Source organism: Clostridium sp. LS, from assembly GCF_002760435.1.
GTDB lineage: Bacteria > Bacillota > Clostridia > Clostridiales > Clostridiaceae > Clostridium.
The window spans coordinates 1-19442 of sequence record NZ_AUUU01000006.1; the positions used below are offsets into that span (position 1 = coordinate 1).

20 protein-coding genes are annotated in these 19442 nt (G+C 29.9%); 2 read left to right on the top strand and 18 right to left on the bottom strand.

The annotated features are described in order from the left end of the window. Positions 1–490: 490 nt before the first annotated feature. The 3 genes from COL3_RS00980 to COL3_RS00985 form a co-directional block, all read right to left on the bottom strand. A complete protein-coding gene (locus tag COL3_RS00980; protein ID WP_008424897.1) occupies positions 491–1300 on the bottom strand; it encodes a DUF1189 domain-containing protein in 810 nt (269 codons plus the stop codon). A gap of 378 nt (positions 1301–1678) precedes the next feature. Beyond that, positions 1679–1810, bottom strand: a complete 132-nt coding sequence (locus COL3_RS29490) for a hypothetical protein (RefSeq protein ID WP_278286607.1) — start codon at positions 1808–1810, stop codon at positions 1679–1681. Between the two features lie 44 nt (positions 1811–1854). Further along, positions 1855–2430 carry an isoprenylcysteine carboxylmethyltransferase family protein gene (locus COL3_RS00985; protein WP_008424900.1) on the bottom strand — a complete coding sequence of 192 codons (576 nt, stop codon included), beginning with the start codon at positions 2428–2430 and terminating at the stop codon, positions 1855–1857. Between the two features lie 189 nt (positions 2431–2619). Between COL3_RS00985 and COL3_RS29175 the strand changes: the two genes are divergently transcribed. Both COL3_RS29175 and COL3_RS29180 read left to right on the top strand, forming a co-directional pair. After that, positions 2620–2853: a sugar-binding domain-containing protein gene (locus COL3_RS29175; RefSeq protein ID WP_242982084.1), complete on the top strand. Its 234-nt coding sequence runs from the start codon at positions 2620–2622 to the stop codon at positions 2851–2853. 124 nt (positions 2854–2977) lie between these two features. Continuing rightward, entirely contained in the window at positions 2978–3295 is a 318-nt protein-coding gene (locus COL3_RS29180; RefSeq protein WP_291544884.1) for a sugar-binding domain-containing protein, read from the top strand. A 14-nt stretch (positions 3296–3309) separates the two neighbouring features. Here the strand turns inward: COL3_RS29180 and COL3_RS01000 are convergent, their stop codons facing one another. The 15 genes from COL3_RS01000 to pgeF form a co-directional block, all read right to left on the bottom strand. Further along, positions 3310–4533 (bottom strand): nucleotide disphospho-sugar-binding domain-containing protein, encoded by a 1224-nt coding sequence (locus COL3_RS01000; protein WP_008424902.1) that lies wholly within the window; start codon positions 4531–4533, stop codon positions 3310–3312. A gap of 118 nt (positions 4534–4651) precedes the next feature. Further along, positions 4652–5179 carry a PadR family transcriptional regulator gene (locus COL3_RS01005; protein WP_008424904.1) on the bottom strand — a complete coding sequence of 176 codons (528 nt, stop codon included), beginning with the start codon at positions 5177–5179 and terminating at the stop codon, positions 4652–4654. 406 nt (positions 5180–5585) lie between these two features. Then, the gene (gene helD / locus COL3_RS01010; RefSeq protein WP_008424906.1) at positions 5586–7787 is read right to left on the bottom strand and encodes an RNA polymerase recycling motor HelD; all 2202 of its coding nucleotides are present in this window, start codon (positions 7785–7787) and stop codon (positions 5586–5588) included. Between the two features lie 423 nt (positions 7788–8210). Beyond that, positions 8211–8573: a cyclic-phosphate processing receiver domain-containing protein gene (locus COL3_RS01015; protein WP_008424908.1), complete on the bottom strand. Its 363-nt coding sequence runs from the start codon at positions 8571–8573 to the stop codon at positions 8211–8213. A 46-nt stretch (positions 8574–8619) separates the two neighbouring features. Then, positions 8620–8946: a hypothetical protein gene (locus tag COL3_RS01020; RefSeq protein ID WP_008424910.1), complete on the bottom strand. Its 327-nt coding sequence runs from the start codon at positions 8944–8946 to the stop codon at positions 8620–8622. A 60-nt stretch (positions 8947–9006) separates the two neighbouring features. After that, the gene (locus COL3_RS01025) at positions 9007–9687 is read right to left on the bottom strand and encodes a hypothetical protein (RefSeq protein WP_008424912.1); all 681 of its coding nucleotides are present in this window, start codon (positions 9685–9687) and stop codon (positions 9007–9009) included. An 868-nt stretch (positions 9688–10555) separates the two neighbouring features. Continuing rightward, the gene (gene phoU / locus COL3_RS01030; RefSeq protein WP_008424915.1) at positions 10556–11218 is read right to left on the bottom strand and encodes a phosphate signaling complex protein PhoU; all 663 of its coding nucleotides are present in this window, start codon (positions 11216–11218) and stop codon (positions 10556–10558) included. A gap of 308 nt (positions 11219–11526) precedes the next feature. Then, a complete protein-coding gene (gene phoU, locus COL3_RS01035; protein ID WP_008424916.1) occupies positions 11527–12189 on the bottom strand; it encodes a phosphate signaling complex protein PhoU in 663 nt (220 codons plus the stop codon). Positions 12190–12207: 18 nt separating this feature from the next. Further along, entirely contained in the window at positions 12208–12957 is a 750-nt protein-coding gene (gene pstB / locus COL3_RS01040) for a phosphate ABC transporter ATP-binding protein PstB (RefSeq protein WP_008424918.1), read from the bottom strand. A 9-nt stretch (positions 12958–12966) separates the two neighbouring features. Continuing rightward, a complete protein-coding gene (gene pstA, locus COL3_RS01045; RefSeq protein WP_008424920.1) occupies positions 12967–13851 on the bottom strand; it encodes a phosphate ABC transporter permease PstA in 885 nt (294 codons plus the stop codon). Beyond that, a complete protein-coding gene (pstC, locus tag COL3_RS01050; protein WP_008424922.1) occupies positions 13851–14744 on the bottom strand; it encodes a phosphate ABC transporter permease subunit PstC in 894 nt (297 codons plus the stop codon). The genes pstA and pstC overlap by 1 nt, the downstream gene beginning before the upstream one ends. A 30-nt stretch (positions 14745–14774) precedes the next feature. Continuing rightward, positions 14775–15692, bottom strand: coding sequence for a phosphate ABC transporter substrate-binding protein (locus tag COL3_RS01055; RefSeq protein WP_008424924.1), 918 nt, complete (start codon positions 15690–15692; stop codon positions 14775–14777). A gap of 317 nt (positions 15693–16009) precedes the next feature. Continuing rightward, on the bottom strand, positions 16010–17716 hold the full coding sequence (locus COL3_RS01060) for an ATP-binding protein (RefSeq protein ID WP_008424926.1): 1707 nt from the start codon (positions 17714–17716) through the stop codon (positions 16010–16012). 2 nt (positions 17717–17718) lie between these two features. Beyond that, a complete protein-coding gene (locus COL3_RS01065; protein WP_008424928.1) occupies positions 17719–18420 on the bottom strand; it encodes a response regulator transcription factor in 702 nt (233 codons plus the stop codon). 13 nt (positions 18421–18433) lie between these two features. Beyond that, a complete protein-coding gene (gene pgeF / locus COL3_RS01070) occupies positions 18434–19174 on the bottom strand; it encodes a peptidoglycan editing factor PgeF (RefSeq protein ID WP_008424929.1) in 741 nt (246 codons plus the stop codon). Positions 19175–19442: the final 268 nt, after the last annotated feature.

The window sequence follows — 19442 nt, forward strand, 5'->3', positions numbered from 1 at the left end:
TTTAAATCTATTATTTTAAATTTTGTATCCTCATACATATCTACTCTAAATTTAACATACTTTCTTTTTCTCATTTTTATCATTTCCTCTCATATTTATATACTGACAAATTGATCCACAAATGTTCTCATATGCAGCATAGCTGCTCTTTTTAAATGTGCATACTTTCTTTCTCTCATTCTCATCATTCCCCTTTATTTTATATTTTGTTGTATGATAAACTAATTTATTCCTTTTTAAATTTGTTTTCTAAATAGTATATATGGTTAACATAATAAAATTTAAACTTTTTAACAAAATTATTTTTCATTAAAATACTACAATTTTTTCAAATAAATTACTTATTCTTAATATAAAATGTACCCCTGACAGGTATTAATGTCAGGGGCACATTTTAGTAGATTAGAAGTCAATTTCAACGTCCTGCAAAAATATGATTTGTTCCTTCGAGAATAGACTAACAGAACTCGATATTGTTACTCAAAGTATATTAATAATTTGCCACAATATTATTTGAGGAGTTTTTTAATTTATTTAGTGCAAAGCCAATATAAACATAAGCTATAATATGATACACTAACCAATAGAAACTAAAATGCTTTAAATTTAAAATTTCAAATAATGTACTTATTATAAGTGGAGTAGTTAATGCATAAATACTTAAACTATACAGCTGTCCATATTTCAACTTGGTTTCGAAAATTCCATTTATTATTAGAGCAAATAAAGCTAGAAATAGAGAACTTAAGAGTCCTCCTAAAAAATAACCAAAGATATTTCCAATAAAAATGAATGGAATAATAGCTTTTACAAAATACAAATAAGTGTTAACTATTTTTTTATCAATGTAAAGTCCTTGTAATGATTTTATATCAATTACTTGAGTTTGCACTTTGTTCTTTTTTTGAATTATTTTATCTTTCAGTATTAGAACACCTTCACTATGAGAATCTAAGATACTAGGACTAGTTTTATTAGTTGTATCTATAACAATATAATTATAATCATCGTTTGATAAAACTATTGGCATGTTGCCATCAACACTTAACTCTCCATTTTTAATTTCAAAGTTTGGACATTTGGCATTATATATGCTTATAAATCTTGAAATGCCATTATTCACTTCAATAGATACTCTTATAGCTCCAATAGTTCCAAGAAGTAACGATATTAATAGCAAATATAATATAGACTTTCCAACAGGATATTTTAAGACATTCTCATAGTGCTTTATCCCTTGAATGCTGCTTACTATTTTCTTCCAAAAACTCAACTTTTCTCTCTCTTCATTATATTCCATAACTTCCTCCCTTAATATGTAATTACTCTCAATATATATTTATTAAACAAATTTATAACAATTCCTCTTTGCACTAATAAAAAGTTTATTAACCATTAATAATCACCATCCTAGTATTTCTTGAAAAATTTATCTTCCTTTTGCAATCTTAAATTTCAAATATATAAATTATCATAATATTCTCCTTAAAAATAAATAAAAAAGGTTGTGAATGAACATGATAATTCATTTACAACCTTATAATCCTATAACTTAATACAAACATGAAAAAGATTTTTACTAATAGATAAATTCTAATCTAGCCGTTCACTTGTTCTTTTTTTGATGAAAGTGCTATTACTCCTATAATTAATCCACAAGCCATTATCAGTGCTGCAATTAAAAAAGTATTGTGATATTCTCAGGACTTGAACCATCAATCGCTTTAGTTTTATTAAAAAGATAAAATATTGCACCTATTTCACCTCTAAACTTTATTATTAGTCCTCTAGCGACACCTTTACTAACCATAAGAATTTCACTTAATTAAGCACACTGTAATAAATATTATAAATTTAGAATATATAAGGAATTAATGCCCATGATTCTTTTATGTATTTCTCATATTCTTCACCAAATTCTAGTATTAAAAATCTTTGTTCTCTATTTATTTTTATAATATAAATAATTAAAATGATGCAAAATCCCATAATAGAAGCTAAACTTCCAAGTGTAATAAAAGTTCCAAAAAAGCCACATACTATTCCTGTATAAATAGGATTCCTTATATATTTATATGGTCCACTACGAACCAATCTCTGCCCCTCTACTTTTTGAATCGCTCCACTCCAATTTCTACCTAATATTATTCTAGCCCATATTGCAAATAAAAGAGAGAATACTAAAATTGCGATACCTATATAGTCAGCATATTCATAACTAGGCAATATCCTATTCCATAAGAATATATTTTTAAGCTGAAAAAAGGTAATAGCATAAGAAATTATTACAAACATTAAATGCACTATTCTTGGTATACTCTTTTGACCACTTGATTCTTTTTTTACATTTGATCTAGTTTGTATCGCTGCTAATATCCAATAAATCCAAAATATCCCCCAGATATAGCTAACTACAATAATATTACTCATAAAATCCTCCTCATATTTTATTAGACTTAATCATCACTTTTAATATATTTTTCCGTGATTTCTAAAAACATATCTTTTGTCACTGAATTCATGTCATCTAAAAATCTTAATATTGTGGCTTTCTCCTCATCATTATATTGAGCTACAATATCTTTTTTCTTATTAGAGAATCATATTGTTGAATTTACAATAAATAATCCTTACTCACAAGAATTCGAACTAGAAGAGAAACTTGTAGAAAAATATTCATTAAAAGAAGCTTTCGTACTTAATTTTTCATACAAAACTACAGATGAAGCAATTAGTAAATTAGGTGAATGTTGTGCTGAACAGCTTGATAAATATTTCACTGATAATTCTATTATAGGAGTAATGAGCGGACGTACTATTTCATCTATTTCGGATTTTGCACATAAAACTTGAGGAGACTACAACCTCATTAATGCTCCTATTATTCTACAAAATCAAGAGACATGTAATCTTATAAAAAAAAGAACCTTCTATTTTACAAATACTTGCAAAAGGCAAGGCATGCAATATTGCACTTATTGGTATCGGTGAAATAAATTTATCTTCTACCTCTTATCTTTGTGGTGCATTTTCAGAAAATGACATTACTAAATTAATTGCTCAAAACGCTGTTGCATCAGTCTGCACTTCTTATATTTCAAAAGACGGTAAATTTTTAGATACTGAATTGAATTTACGTTCTATTGGCATATCGCTTAATGAACTTGCTAAAAGTACTACTATTGCGGTTTCCACTGGCATGGAAAAACTTGAAGCAACAAAGGCAGTTTTAAAAAGCGGCTATATTGATATTTTTATGACTTCTCGAAATATAGCCGAAGAATTACTTAACTAAAAATTTAAATAAATTTAATAATTTAATATAAAATCAGCAGCTTTAGCCGCACCGCCATAACTTTTCATTTTGTCTGAATATACCTTGAGATTTTGTTTTAATTCATTGTCTTTTATAATTTTTCTACATGTTTTTAAAAGAAATTCCTTACTAAAATTATTTATGCCTGGATTTAATGCACAACCTATTTCGGAAGCCTTTTCAGCATTAAAATAACGTTCAAAATGTTTTCCTGGAAAAATAATTGAAGGCACTTCATTTTCAATGCATTGTACAGTAGTATTTTGACCTCCATGATGAATAGCTATATCTGTCATTTTTATAACCTTATCTGATGGAACCACGTTCATAAAGTGTACATTTCTAGTATTGGAGTTCACATTGCTTTTAAACTGAGGGTTTCCTCCTGCTGTGACTATAACATCAAATTCTGAACCTAAAAATGTGTCTAAAATCACCTTTTGATATGCATCTGGTGTTATTTGCCCAGCACTTAAATATACGTATATTAGAGGACGCTTCTTCTCAAAGTCAAAATCTGATTTTATAAAATTCTTGGGTGTTACTGAGCCCAAGAATATATATTTTGAACTATCCTTTAAATCCTCCAATTCAGGTATGCTTGGAACAAAAACTTTGCTAGAGTTATAGTCTTGATTAAGTTCGCATATGTTTTCTATAGTTGTCAAATTTAAAGTTTTTAAGAGTTCATTATACTCTTCTGCATATCCGTTTGTAGTTTTATTAGTAAATTCAAAGTAAGAAAAGTCTTTCTTGCTGGGAGTACCGCCTGTACAAAAATATGGTATGTCCATTTTCTTTGCAACTATAGGCATGACTGTATCAAATTCCCCAAATATCAGATCTGGCTTAAAACTTTGTACTAATTCCATTTCTTCTTTAAAGGTATTTTGCACATATTCTTTGGAAATAAGACCTTTAAGTTTTATTACATCACATAAACTGTCAACAGATAACTTAGGTTGTGATGTATTACCTTTAATATCCTTATTGCTACCTTGTTGCATTAACTTTTGCACATTAAACTTAGGTTTATATCCTTGCACAACTTCATATCCACAGGATGCGGCATAATCTGCTTCTCTTCCTGCAGCTCTAAATATTATGCTGTAATCTTTCTGTCTTTTTTTTATTTCATCTGCAATGGCAATTAATCTTGTTATACTTCCTAGAGCTTCAATAGAGGCTATTCCAGGAGCAAATAATATTTTTTTCAAATTAACCTCTTCCTTCCTAATTAATATAAATTGGTATACAATAAACTACTATAATATATAGTAGTAAGATAAAAAAATATGTCTCTCAATATAAGGATTTATTAGAGACTTCACATTATTAATTATAATAATCAAAAACTTTTTCGGACCATTTTTGTAAAATGTTATAAAATTCATTATATAGATCTAATATAAGAAATTCAGAACCAGATTTTTCATTATGTTGTTTTCCGTGATTATAAACTGACTCCACAAACGCTCTACGTTCTTCTGCCTTGTTTTTGAAGTTTTTAAGGTATTCTTTTCTTTTTTCTTCAGGTAAATTCTCTATATTAACTAAAAACGCATTAAAATCTAAATAAATATTTCCTATATGATTTGAACTCTCTTCCATTAGTTCATTGAAGTATAAATTTCCTTTTTCGTTCATTGAATATAATGTTTTTTCTGGCATTTCACCTTCTTTAATAGTTCTTGAATTTAAATATCCATTATCGCATAATTTAATTATATTTTTATAAATTGACGGGTTACTGATTTTTAACCACTTAGTAAGATTCCATTTATCAAATTCCTTAACCATTTCATAGGCACTTTTTTCTTTGTTCTGCAAATAGCCAAGTATTATTAGGTTTATTGAAGACAATTTTATCACCACCATTCATTATACTAGTATAAAGTATAGTAGTATATGATATATTTGTCAATACAGACTTTGGTAAAATCACCTTAAACTGAAATTACACAATATAGTTTTTAAAAAATATCAAAAAATAGTAGCCCCGCAGTTTTAACTGGAAAGCTACTAATTTTCTTTAAGTAAAATCTTAGTGATATCAATTTCCTAAGCAAATATACCCTATCATTCTGCTTATTTGATAAATGGTGTGCTAAAAATTTATTCAGCCAAATTTCCTCATATTTAAATACTCTTAAAGATAGTCCATCAAACATTGTTAAATCATGATTATGACTAGCTCCACGTTTATAAATACAAACACCTATCTAACTAAAATACTGCTACCGTTGATATATCTTATTTATTATTAATTCTAAACTATTTTCTCCATCAGCGGTGTCAGCCTTCCAGCATAATATACATTCAACTTATGAAGGGCTCTCGTGCAGGCAGTGTAAAACAATAGTCTCTCCTCTTCAGAACTGTAATTTTCATCTCCTGCATTATATATAAATACCACATCAAACTCCAACCCTTTTGCGAGGCAGGCTGGAATAACTAAAGTTCCGTTTATATACTCATCATCACCTTTAGTTAGAGACTTAACTTCTGTTCTATCCTTTAAAAAGCTGTATACCCTGTCTGCTTCCTTTATGGTTCTTGTTATTATTCCAATGGATTTATAACCTTTTTCCTTGCATATTTCTATATCTTTTATAATTCTTTCATTAATAGAATTTTCATCAGAAAATCCTAGAACAGTCGGCTTATCTCCACTTCTTTCTACATATTCGGCATTAACTTCATGGCCCAGAAGCCTTCTAGAAAACTCAGTAATTTCCATTGTTGATCTGTAGCTCTTTGTAAGATTAATTATACAGGTATTATCCTGAGGGAATATATGAGCGATGTTTTTATAATCCCCAACATTCATAAATGGATTTATAGATTGATTTAAATCCCCCAGCATTGTTATATTAGCGTGGTTAAAGAGTTGATAGAAGATTTCATATTGTAGAGGTGTATAGTCCTGAGCCTCGTCAATTATTACATATTTAATATCTGTAGTTTTAGGAAGATCTCCAAAGACTCCCTTTAAATAAAGCAGTGGCACCTGGTCTTCGTAGTTTAGCAATTTAAACTCAAGGCCTTTCAGAGTATAGTTTTTGATTTCAGACTCCAATTTTTCAAAGAGCTTCTTATAAATATCAATCAAATCAAATTCTGTAATTCTGCTGATTTCCTTATATATATCTTTAGTTTCTTCACGAGTTGAAGTTATTGCTTTTTCTTTGGCTTCTCTCTCATCTACAAAATAGCCTGTATCCCATAGATCCTCATAAATTTCATTTATGCGTTCTTTTTCATAAGGCTTTAGTAAAAATAGAATTCTTTCTCTTATCTTATCAAGCCTTCTTTTAAGAGGAAGCTTTATATAATCCTTGTAATACAGCTCTTCAAGTTCTTTTGAGGACACTATTAATTTATCTCTAAAAACTATATCCTTAAAGTTTCTGTCTGCCTTTTCAATACTCTCTGCATGTCTCTTTAGTACTTCTATAAATTCAAGCGAAGATTTGTATTTTATATTTTTAATTCTTATTTCATAGTCCAATAATTGCTTTTCGGTAAGGATAAATTCCATCATGTCAGCATAATCTTCCTTAATATATCTATCCCCTAAGGCCTTGTGCATATATTCCTTAAAGGTAGTCTGAAGCATATTGTCCTCTCCAAGCTGTGGAAGCACGTTTGATATATAATCATTAAAAATCTGGTTTGGTGAAAATATTACTATATTTTGAGGCGTTATTTTTTCCCTATGCTTATATAAAAGATATGCTATTCTGTGAAGCGCAATAGAGGTTTTTCCGCTACCTGCAGGCCCCTGAACAATCAGGTTCTTGTATTCTTCATTACGGATAACTCTATTTTGTTCTCTTTGAATAGTTGTCACAATAGCTTTCATCTTGGTGTCAGTGCTTTTGCTTAGGATTTCCTGAAGTATTTCATCATCTATCTTAAGGTTGCTATCAAACATATACTCCATTTTACCATTGCTGATTTTGTACTGTTTCTTTAAGGTCAGTTCTCCTTCAATAGTTCCTTCAGCACATTTGAAGCCTGCTTTTCCGATTTCATAGTCATAAAACATACTTGATGCTGGAGCTCTCCAGTCATATATTAGAAAATCATAATCCTTATTTATAAGATTTGATATGCCAATATAATACTTCTCTGCCTTTTCCTCTCCCTTTTCAAGAAAATCAATTCTTCCAAAGTAGGGTGACTGAAGCATTCTCTCATATTTTTCCTGAAGCCTTCTTGTAATTTCATGGTTTCTCTTTTGATATTTCATCCTATCGATGAAGCCCATAAAACTTACAATCTGTTCAAGACCATTGATTACAGATACAGAGCCAAGCTCCTCCCACATTTCCTTTTGAGTTTCAAGGGCATCCTTTTTAAATCTGTCCTTATAATCAAGCTTTTCCTCCAGTTGCCTTTGAACCTCCTTAAGCACAAACTTAAGCCATTCATTTTCTGCCTTCCATTCAAAGTTGTTAATGTTCATATACATATGCCTCCTTGTTATGGATAAATGGGTCATCAAGTTCAACTAAGATTCAGATAGAGTTTGATCTCCATCTGAATCTTAGTTGAACTAATCTAGGGTCTAGCCACTGTTATCTCCCAGCAAAAAGAGAATTGGACTATTACAGTGGCTAGACATCAGATAAAATTCTTCTTAAGTATACTGGCAAAATAGGCTGAAGAACAGTCTGTAAATTATTTTTTTGATATGATATAATTATAGTGGGGAATAGATAATCCCCCTTTTTTATTGCATTAAAATAGCATTCCTAAGGATGCTTGTAAATAAAAAATCATTCCTTAAATCTTTATGCTTTAGTAGAATAGTGAAACAAAAAATACCGCACTGAAAAATGCGATATTTTACTCTAATATATTTTTGTTTGCATATATTACATCTCAATTACCTGTCTGAATATTTATTTTGAGTTATTGAATAGTTATAAATTTCTATATTATCATCAATGAATCCTCTTCTTTGAGCACCCAATAAAGTATGATACATATTTTCTCTTCCTACAGAATTATCAGTATGTAGGTATATTTTATCGGCTCTTAATCCTTGAGCACATATGTATTTAACTAAATCATATCCTGTAGGCAAAAGATTTCCTAGCTCATCAACGCCTAAGTCGTGATCAAGGGAAAGTATTCCAATATTATAATTTTCAAAATAGTATTTTGCCTGTTCAACAGTTCTTGAGATCGTAAACCCCTCAGGACAGGCACGCAAATCATCAACATATAAGTTTATCTTTTTCTTCATTATTTCTTATCACCCAAACTTTATTTTATGATTTATTATGAGTAAACTACATATATTCTTCTAAATACCTCTTCTCAATGTAACTTAATGCTTTTTGCAAATTTTCGAAAAGAATAAAGTGAGGATAGCTAACATCTATATTTTCAAAGTAAGTCAAGTGAAAAATAACATATCTTTCACCACCTATTACATACATAACATAATCGTTAGAATCACATTTAACTGTTGAATACTCGTTTCCCCATATATCTGGATAACAGTTATACACATACCCTGAATTCCTGGCAGGCCACTTTCTGAGTTCGTTACCCTCAATAACTGATTGCCCACGAGCCAGAAGATTATTTATTATTAGTATATCTTGTATAGCCATTCCACTCCCATCAAATTAATTCTCCTTTCCATTATTTTATGAGTAACCTCAATTTATTTCTTACATATCATTACATACGATACATCCATTCCAAGATATAATTGCTCCATGTTCCTTACAAGTATGAAATCCATCTGGTACTTCAAGTATCGGAAATTTCTGTTTTTTTGCCCAATCATCATATTCATCATCATCTATGTACTTTTTAAACTTTATAGTTAGTTCTTCAAAATGATGACGTGCTTTTAATGCTAGTTCTTTAGATTTTTCATCACAATCACTATAATCTTTTGGTACTAAAGATTCAAGAATTTTATTATCCTCTAACCATAATGAATAGGTATTTTCATCTATATACTCAGAGGTAAAATTAAGCAGGAGAGTTTCAAATTTTTCTAAATATCTAAATACAAAATCTTCATTGGGTTGATAGCTTAACACCTCCCATCCAAGTTTCGCTTTTGCTCCATCCAGGACTTTTAAAAGAAACTGTCTTTCTTTTTCAAAAGTTTCTTTTTCCCACGGTATATCACATATATCAAAGCCATTGCAGCCCCTACCTCTTACTGTATCATCCCGCTCAACAAACCACTGAATTATTTCTTTTTCCTTTTTCTTAATTGCAAGCCTGGAACCACTCAATACTATAACTGTTAAAAAAACAGCCATTCCTCCATTTGACATACCTAGCCATTCTTCCACATTTTTATGATCTCGATGCAAACAAATGCTTACAGACATAACAATCTCCCCCATATATTAATAACACTTTTCTTTGAATATCTAATACCGATCCAACTTAAGCCAATATTTTAATCTCCTTATTTTAATTTTTATATTTATTGAATCCGTTTTATGATATGAGCCATCATATTTAAAATTCTCCATCTAATCTTATAATCCATTGCTTTGTATATTCCGACTCTCATATATATAAGTCTGTATTTTCCAGCTTCACATTATTGACATAACAATTCTCTCCAATATGCGTTTTTCACGCCATACCTAGAAAGGCTATATGTTTAAATATTCACAATCCCTCAAAACGTCAATATATTTGATTTCAACTAATATACTTCTGCCCTAAATCTTTATATTACTTACCCATATTCAAGACATTCTATCCTTATTATACTACAAAATTTTATTATTATTCCTATATTTACCTAAAAAATCATATAACAGAATATATATATTTAAATGCACGACAAAAAAAGCCATTACAACTCTGTAATAAGCTTAACATTATCATCATTTTCAAACTAACTTTTCAAAAAATCCGATTGATTCTTTAATCAATTAAACACTACTTTGTACTTATTGATACATAGATAAAATATACATAAGATGCACTTAAACTTTGTAATATATCCCATAACAGAAAGAAAGATCAACTATTTTGCGTAGCGTTGCATTGAGAATTAGACTGTTGAATTTCTTCATTAGAAGTTGTTCCATTTTTGCTTGTCCTGAGCATGCCTCAGGAGCAAGCAGAAATGGGTACAACTTCTAATGTTAGAAATTCACAGTCTAATTCTCTAGCAACCGAGCAAAAGTAGTTGATCCTTCTTTCGGTTGGCTATATGCTAAGTCTAAGCTCTTATCTTATTTATTCATTTAAGTCTTCGTAAACCCCACTTTTAGAATAAATTGTACATTCGCAAATATTTGTTACATGGTCTCCAATTCTCTCTAAATACTTTATAACAAATAAAAGACGAATACCCTTTTCAGTTAAATTTTCGCCACCCTTTATCTCATCAACAAGTCTTGTAAATAATAATCTATATAATGAATCTATTTCATCATCTTTTTCACAAATTTTATAAGCCATTTTGTCGTCACTATTAACATAAGCATCAATAGCTGAGCCTATCATCATTCTTACTTTCTTCTCCATATCCCATAATGATTCCAAACTATTCTGGAATGAATTTATGTTTCCACCTATTGTTTTTGTTATTTTACAAATATCTACTGCATGATCTGCCATTCGTTCTAAATCTGCCGCTATTTTTGATGCAGTTATAACTTTTCTTAAATCTGTTGCTTTAGGCTGCTCAGCTGCAATAAATTTAATACACTGATCCTCAATTTTCTTTTGCAATTCATCAACTTTATCATCATATTTAATAATATTATCAGCCAGTTGTATATCATGTTTTTTCAAACTAAACATACTCTCATATATTTGTTTCTCTACCAAATTGGCCATAATGACCAATTGTCTGTTTATGCTTTTTACCCTAAAATCCTGTGATCCTCTTGTCATTGTACCATACACCTTTCTAGTGAAATCTATAGTTTACACATCCCCATATTTCCCAATTATAAAATTATTAGAAGACACTTTAGTTTTTACTAGATTCAGATTTCTTATTAGTACGTCACAAATTTGCATTTGTTTTAACATTATTATCTATTACAATAATTTTTTACTTTATATTAATCTAAACATTTAAGTCAAGGAAGGCTTGATTACCAATCTAAATCCCTGAATCTATTATTATTCTATTTAAAAAATAAAAGTGCCCTTAATACATAAGGACACTTTTATATATTACATAAATGTTTGCAATACTATTCATTTAAATCGACATATACTCCAGTTTTAGAGAAAATAGTCCATTCACATATATTTGTTACATGGTCTCCTATTCTTTCTAAATATTTGATTACAAATAGTAATTGTGTTCCTTTTTGAATTAAATTTTCATCTAATTTAATTGCATTAATTAAATTTGTGAATAGAGACTTGTAAAATGCATCTATTTCATCATCTTTTTCACAAATTTTATAGGCCGCTTCATCATCTTCATCTATATATGAATCTATAGCATTTTTAATCATTGCTCTAACTTTCTTATCCATTTCCCATAATTCATCTGAACAACCATTAAAAGAAGCTATATTTCCACCTATTCTTTTTGTTATTTTACAAATATCGACTGCATGGTCAGCCATTCTTTCTAAATCTGTTACTATTTTTGAAGCAGTAAATACTCTTCTTAAATCTGTTGCAACTGGCTGCTCTGTTGCAATAAACTTAATGCATTCTTCTTCTATAGTTTTTTGCATTTCGTCAACTTTATCGTCATCTTTGATTACTTGGTCTGCTTTATCTACATCGTAGTTTTTTAAACTAACCAAACTTTCGTATATTTGTTTTTCTACCAAACTAGCCATGTTCAGCAATTCCTTGTGTATAGTTTTTACTCTCGCTTGTTGAGATCCTCTTGTCATTATAATCAAAACCCCTTTCTAACCAAATCTACCTGTTATATAATCTTCTGTTCTTTTATCTCTAGGATTATAAAAGATATCCTCTGTTTTTCCGAATTCTATAACCTCACCATTTAGAAAGAAGGCAGTTTTATCAGCAATTCTTCCTGCTTGTTGCATATTATGAGTTACAATTATAACTGTGTAATTCTTTTTTAATTCATCCATAAGTTCTTCCATTTTTCCAGTTGAAATTGGATCTAATGCTGATGTTGGTTCATCCATTAAAATTACTTCTGGTGAAACTGCTAATGTTCTAGCAATACACAACCTTTGTTGTTGTCCTCCTGACATTCCAAGAGCGCTTGATTTTAATCTATCTTTAGTTTCCTCCCAAAGGGCAGCTCCTTTTAAGCTCTTTTCAACGATTTCATCTAAAACCTTTTTGTTCTTTGTCCCATGAATTCTAGGTCCATATGCAATATTATCATAAATGGACATAGGGAATGGATTTGGCCTTTGGAACACCATGCCCATCCTCTTTCTTAAATATATGTCATCATAATCTTTATATATGTCTTTTTCTTCAAATAATACCTGTCCTGTTATCCTTACAATTTCAATTAAATCATTCATTCTATTTAAAGTTCTTAAAAAAGTGGACTTACCACAACCTGAAGGTCCAATTAATGCTGTAACCTCATTTTTATTTATAGACATATTAATACTTTTTAGAGCTTGATTATCTCCATAATATAAACATAAATCTTTGGTCTCAATAATATTCATAACTCTCTCCTACTTCCCATTATATGCTTTCATTAACCAATTTCCTAATAATCTTGCACCAACATTGAATATTAGAACTGCAATTATAAGAACTGCGGCTGTTCCATTTGCTATTTGAGCAGCATCAACTACTGTTCCTTCTGAATTTAACTTCCATATATGTACTGCTAGTGTTTCTGCTGGCTTAAATAGTGAAAATGCTGAACTATTTCCAGTGAAACTTACTGTATCAAAGTTTAAAGCCTTTGAACTTAATCCTGCAGTATATAAAAATGCTGCAGCTTCTCCAAAAATTCTTCCTGCTGCTAATATTATACCCGTTAATATCTCTCCCATAGCTGTTGGTACTGACAGTTTCACTAAGGTCTGCCATTTTGTTGCTCCAAGTCCAAGTGATGCTTCTTTAACTCTAAGACTAGCTGCCACTATAGCATTTTCAGAAATTCTAGTCATAGCTGGTATATTTAATATACTTACAGATAAAGCCCCTGCAAGTATTGAATATCCCCATCCTGCCATATTAACAAAAACTAATAGACCAAACATACCTATTACAATAGATGGTAGTGACGACATAGTTTCAAGAGACATTCTTATAAATTTAAGTATAGGCCCCTCCTTAGCATATTCAGCTAAGTAAATTCCTGCTCCAATTCCAATTGGAATTGTAATAATCAATGAAACAACTAAAATATAAAGTGAATTGAATAATTGCGGTCCAATTCCTCCACCTGCTCCTGTTAATTTAGGATTTCCAAATAAAAACGATGCCTTTAGCATGCTTCCGCCTCTGTATAAAATATATATAATAAATGCGCCCAGTAAAACTACTATAAACATACTAATTATATAAAATACAATTGTTGCAATCTTATCAACTTTTTTTGCATCCACTATATTTCACTCCTTTTCTCAATCACTCTTACTAGAACTATAAATATAAATGAAATTACAAGTAAGATGAATGCTAATGTCCATAAAGCATCATTCCATGCAGTTCCACCAACAGTATTTGCCATATCCATTGTTATAATACTTGTTAATGTTGCCATTGAAGAAAAAATACCATCTGGCATCTTTACAGTGTTACCTATTACCATTTGAACTGCCAATGCCTCACCAAAAGCTCTTGCTATCCCAAGAACTACACCTGTAAGTATTCCTGTCTTTGCACCTGGAACTATAACTCTATATATTGTTTGCCATCTAGTTGCTCCAAGCCCATAAGATGCTTCGATATGATCAGGAGGTATTGTTGTTATAGCATCAATTGATAAAGTTGCAATAGTGGGCAATATCATTAATGAAAGAACCAAAACCCCTGCAATTAAAGAAAAACCCATTCCCCCGGAACTTGATTTAATAAATGGCACTAACACCGAAATACCTCCCCATCCATATACAACAGATGGTATTCCAACCAAAATTTCCAAAGAAGGTTTTATAATTTTTTTACCAAACTTAGTAGATATAACATTCACAAAAATTGCCAACGCAATGGCAATAGGTGCACTTAAAATTACTGCACCTATTGATACTGCGGTTGAGCCTAAGATGAAAGCTAGAGATCCAAAGGAAGGCTCTCCGCCTTTGTTCGGCTTCCAATTGTTTGTAAATAAAAACTCTGTGAAACTATATCCGTCATTTGTAAATATCCTCAATCCTTTTGAAGCTATGAATACTATGATTGATATTGTTATTACTATTATTAATATTCCACATAGTCCTGCAAAGCCTTGGCCCAAATATTCATTTTTAAGCCTTTCTTTAAAACTTCTTTTTTCCATCTTCTCTCATCCCTTATCCCTTATACTGAATTATTTTACTTTCATCTTACCGCCTGCAACAAATCCTAAATTATCTAAAACAGATTCATCAACTTTATTTGTAACATAATCAATGAAGTCTTTAGCTAAACCTGTAGCTTCACCTTTAGTGTACATATGACCCCATGACCAGAACTTATATGATCCATCTGCAATATTTGCTTTTTCAGCAGCTACGCCATCAAGTTTAACAATTTTTATAGCATCTTTTGCTTCTTGTGTTGACATATATGCAAGACCTAAATAACTAATTGCTCCATCATTTTCTTTCATAGCACTTAAAACTGCACCATTTGAATCTTGTGTTACTCCTAATGATTCATTTTCTAAAGATTTATCTCCACCAAGAACTACCTTTTCAAATGTTGCTCTTGTTCCTGAACCTGCTGTTCTGTGAATTAAGAAAATTGGCTTATCTGGACCTCCAACTTCTTTCCAATTTGTAACTTTTCCTGAGAAGATATCTTTAAGTTGAGCAGAAGTTAAATTGTCTATTCCTAAACTTTTACTTACAGCTACTCCAAATCCTTCAGCTACAACTTTATGGTCAACTAATTGGCCTGCCTTATCCTTGTCTAGTTTTTCTTCTGCAAATATATCTGAATTACCAATATTTACAGTTCCATCTAATACTTGTGTTAAACCGGTACCAGAACCACCTGCTTGAGCACTTATTTGTGCATCTGGGTTTGCCTTATTATATGTTTCAATTGCTTGTTCCATTAATGGTAACAATGCTGATGATCCACTCATTGTTATAGATCCACTTACTTTTCCAGTTGATTCAGTTTTTGCTCCTGAATCTGATTTACCATCATTTTTTGCTGAATTTCCACAGCCTACCATGGCACTTCCTAAAACTGTTACTAATAAAGCACCTACTACTAATTTTAATGTTCTTTTTTTCATTATTGTTTCCCTCCACATAATAAATTCGACATTATACTATTTTAAACACTTTTCTATTTACATGTTCTATAGTATACCCTTTTAGTTAATCCATTATTAGAGAGATGTTAAGTTATATTAGATGTATGTTAAGAAAATTTAACATTTCGCCAAAATAACAATCATTCTTTACCTCTTATATGACCTTATGTAATATATTTCCTCTATTGATTGAAAATTATGCACTTTCCTTTTTGTAATTAGTACCTAACTAGAATGAATAAATAAAGAACCACCGAGGGTGGTTCTTTATTTATTCATTCTAGTTATAAGAAGTTTTATATAGCCGGAATTTTAACTTCAAAAGTAGTTCCTTCTCCAAGAACACTATTAACACTAATTTCTCCATTAAACATTTTGACAATATGCTTTACAATCGCCAATCCAAGGCCAGTTCCGCCCTTTTTCCTAGACTTATCAACCCTATAAAATCTCTCAAATATTCTTGAAATATCTTCCTTAGGTATCCCAATGCCATTATCTTTTACTCTAAGACAATAATATTCTCCATCGCTATAACTTAATACTTCAACCTCACCAGATGCGTCTTTTGAGTATTTTATTGCATTCTCTACAAGATTTAAAACTAATTGATAAAATTTATCTTTATCACCTAAAATTAGCTCACTATTATTATTAACAAATTTTAATTTAATGTTTTTATTAATTGCAATTTTTCTCATAATATTAATAACTTCTTCAATTACTAATCCTGGTTCAAATTCATGCATATCAGTAACTAAATTACTTTCAATATTAGATAGCACTAAAATATCATTTATAAGTCTTGATAAGCGTTCAGCCTCCTTATCAATGATATCCAGAAACTTTTCTCTTGTCTCATCATCTTTAACAAATTTTAAAGTTTCAGCAAATCCTTTTATAGAAGTTAATGGAGTCTTCAATTCATGAGATACATTAGCCACAAATTGACTTCTCATTAGTTCCACTCTATTAATATCTGTCATATCTTGAAAAGTTATAACTTTACCTATTACCTCTACGCCGTCATGCATTTCTGATTTCTTTATTTTAAAATCTCTTTCTATTGGGTGGAGTATTTTAATTTCTTTATCACTTATTTCATTATCCTGCAAGAATTTATTTATATCATAATCATCAATATAATCAAGTAAACATTGACCTATAATATTTTTTTTTATTCCAAGTAAGGATTCTGCACAAGGATTTATCGAAATTACCAAATCATGGTTATCTATAGCTATAACTCCGCTTTCCATACTTTTCAAAATAGATACTATCTTATTTTGTTTATCTATAACTTCCCGAATTTTCATTTGCAATTGTTCAGCCATATTATTAAAACTATTTCCTAAAGTACCCAATTCATCATCAGTATTAATATTAGCTCTTATTTCATAATCTCCATGGGTCATCTTCAATGTAACGCTTTCCAATTCTTTTACTGGATCCACTATTTTTTTCACTAGTCTTAATGATAAAAATATTGAGAATGGAATAACTAGTGCTAATATTCCTAAGCAATATTTAATATTTTCTCTTTGTAATAAAGTTAATGTAGTTACACTAACAGAGCTTCTAATTACATAATTATTTTTTAATCTTGTTGCATAATAAATTAAATTAGCTTTTATTGTAGCACTGTATCTTTTTGAGGATCCCTCTCCTGTTTCCAATGCCTGCTTTACTTCTTCTCTATCTTTATGATTTTCAGTACTTAATTGCTCATTATCATATATCACTACACCATTGTTATCTATAAGCGTAAATCTTACATCTACATCGTTTATCTTAGTATCATCTAATGCTCGCAGCGGCGCATAGTCATTTTGGCTAATATCTGTAACCTCATTAATTTCTGCAATTAAATAGTTTAAATTCTTAAGTTCTTCCTTAGTATTTTTAATTTGCTCCATATTTATTAATAACAAAAAAGAAGAAGCTACAATTAATATTGCAAATAATACTGTTATCATAACTGAAGTGATTATTTTCTTTTTCATTGTTATTCTGCCGGGTTAAATCTATAACCCACTCCTCTTATAGTTTCAATAAATCTAGGGTTTTTATCATCTTCTTCTATCTTCTTTCTAAGATATCTTATGTGAACATCTACAGTTCTTGTTTCACCTATATATTCATAACCCCAAATCTTGTCCAATAAAGTTTCCCTTTTAAGAATTTTACCTTTATTTTTTATCAATATTTGTAATAATTCAAATTCTTTTAATGTTAAATCTATCTTCTTTTCATTAACATATACTTCATGCCTTTCAAAATCAACCTTAAGATTTTGTGAACTGTAGCCATCTTCTTCTATCTCGCCAAATGAATTTGATCTCCTTAAAACAGCCTTTACACGTGCTAATAATTCTCTAATTGAAAATGGTTTTGTTATATAATCATCAGCACCGAGTTCTAGACCAAGGATTTTATCTAATTCTTCTCCTTTTGCCGTCAACATTATTATTGACGTCTTTTTCATTTCGTTATCTCTCTTTATTTCTTTACATACATCAAACCCATCTATTCCAGGTAACATTAAATCAAGTAATAATAAGTTTGGTTTTTCTGCCTTTGCTATTTTTACTGCATCTATACCATTATTTGCGGTAAAAATGTCATACCCAGCATTAAGTAAATTGAATTTTAGTAATTCAACTATATGTTCCTCATCATCAACTATTAATATTTTCTCTTTAGCCATACTGCTTTTCCCCCTAATGTAAAATAATAAATGAAAACATTCTACCATAAGAGCCATTTGACTTCCTATATGAATGTAATTTAATATCATTGCTACAATACGTACACAAGTTTATACTATTAATATTTTCATCCTGAACTCCAGCTGATTTTAGATCATCTATAATACAGGCCTCTAAATTAAGATTACTTCCATTAAAAAGTTCTTCCTTGCATATTTTATTTTTCTTTTCTAGAAATTTTAATTTTAATTCTTCTGAAATTTCATAACAACATTTTCTAATATGAGGCCCTATATAAGCCTTTATATCAGCTGCATTTATATTAAATTCATTTTTCATTCTTTCTATTGTTTTTAATGTAATAGATTCATAAGTTCCTCTCCAGCCACTATGAATTGCTGCAATTACTTCATTCTTTTCATCAATTAATATAATTGGCACACAGTCAGCTGTAAAAACTCCTATAATAGTATTTTTTTCATTTGTTATCAGTGCATCTCCCTCTTGGTCCTTAACATTTGTATCATCGCATGTATATTTCAGTACTTTATCGCTATGAATCTGTTTAAGGTATACTATATCAACAGCATTAAATTCTTCCTTTAAAGAATCAATCTCCTTTACACCCTCTTCAGTACCCCTATTAAAACTTCTTCCTTTTTCTGCATTTGTAAATACAACTTTAAACTTCTGATTCTCAATTATAAGAAAGTCATCTCTTTTATTCAATGACCTATAATTTAATTTATTCACCTTAATCCTCCATAAAATTCATAATTTATAAAACTTCCATAATCATAATATATATTATTTTTACTCAATTATCTACAAATACATTTAATTCTGTTTTTTTCACATAACTTAATCTTAACATTCTCTTTATTAGTTATCAGCTTTCTTAACCAAGGTTTAACTTACATATAACATTTTCACCATATAAGAAATCTAATGCAAAAAAACTCGCTTATAAACAAACTAAGTTTTAGTAGAATATATATCCTAAATGTTTATATCTTCTTCT

What these genes read in the sequence shown, in the direction of transcription:
- COL3_RS00980 (WP_008424897.1), bottom strand. Translation starts at nt 1,300, where the DNA reads ATGGAATATAATGAAGAGAGAGAAAAGTTGAGTTTTTGGAAGAAAATA.
- COL3_RS29490 (WP_278286607.1), bottom strand. Translation starts at nt 1,810, where the DNA reads ATGGTTAGTAAAGGTGTCGCTAGAGGACTAATAATAAAGTTTAGAGGT.
- COL3_RS00985 (WP_008424900.1), bottom strand. Translation starts at nt 2,430, where the DNA reads ATGAGTAATATTATTGTAGTTAGCTATATCTGGGGGATATTTTGGATT.
- helD (WP_008424906.1), bottom strand. Translation starts at nt 7,787, where the DNA reads ATGAACATTAACAACTTTGAATGGAAGGCAGAAAATGAATGGCTTAAG.
- COL3_RS01015 (WP_008424908.1), bottom strand. Translation starts at nt 8,573, where the DNA reads ATGAAGAAAAAGATAAACTTATATGTTGATGATTTGCGTGCCTGTCCT.
- COL3_RS01020 (WP_008424910.1), bottom strand. Translation starts at nt 8,946, where the DNA reads ATGGCTATACAAGATATACTAATAATAAATAATCTTCTGGCTCGTGGG.
- COL3_RS01025 (WP_008424912.1), bottom strand. Translation starts at nt 9,687, where the DNA reads ATGTCTGTAAGCATTTGTTTGCATCGAGATCATAAAAATGTGGAAGAA.
- phoU (WP_008424915.1), bottom strand. Translation starts at nt 11,218, where the DNA reads ATGACAAGAGGATCACAGGATTTTAGGGTAAAAAGCATAAACAGACAA.
- phoU (WP_008424916.1), bottom strand. Translation starts at nt 12,189, where the DNA reads ATGACAAGAGGATCTCAACAAGCGAGAGTAAAAACTATACACAAGGAA.
- pstB (WP_008424918.1), bottom strand. Translation starts at nt 12,957, where the DNA reads ATGAATATTATTGAGACCAAAGATTTATGTTTATATTATGGAGATAAT.
- pstC (WP_008424922.1), bottom strand. Translation starts at nt 14,744, where the DNA reads ATGGAAAAAAGAAGTTTTAAAGAAAGGCTTAAAAATGAATATTTGGGC.
- COL3_RS01055 (WP_008424924.1), bottom strand. Translation starts at nt 15,692, where the DNA reads ATGAAAAAAAGAACATTAAAATTAGTAGTAGGTGCTTTATTAGTAACA.
- COL3_RS01060 (WP_008424926.1), bottom strand. Translation starts at nt 17,716, where the DNA reads ATGAAAAAGAAAATAATCACTTCAGTTATGATAACAGTATTATTTGCA.
- COL3_RS01065 (WP_008424928.1), bottom strand. Translation starts at nt 18,420, where the DNA reads ATGGCTAAAGAGAAAATATTAATAGTTGATGATGAGGAACATATAGTT.